The sequence below is a fragment of the Streptomyces sp. PTL18 genome (genome assembly GCF_059510295.1).
This window is the reverse complement of record NZ_JCAJZO010000178.1, coordinates 1-231: the sequence shown is the minus strand read 5'-3', so window position 1 is coordinate 231 and position 231 is coordinate 1. Positions and strand designations below refer to the sequence as shown.

Annotated in this window: 1 pseudogene; it reads left to right on the top strand. The window is 71.9% G+C overall.

Annotated features, from left to right (window positions below):
- A pseudogene (locus tag AC5WS8_RS39540) lies at positions 1–231 on the top strand (IS1380 family transposase); the annotation flags it as partial.

The window sequence follows — 231 nt, the reverse complement described above, 5'->3', positions numbered from 1 at the left end:
CCACTGGGCTGACCTCCGCGTACTCCGCCGCTCTCAGGTCGCTTCGGCCGCGTGGGACCGGGCATGATCCGGGCCGGATCGCCACCGACCTGGCGGCGATGCTCGCCGACGGTGGTGAGGCGATCGCGGATCTGGCCGTGCTGCGGGACCAGGCAGGGGTGTTCGGCCCGGTCGCCTTCACGTCCACCGCTTGGCGATTGCTCGCCGACACCGACGAGGCCGCACTCGCTT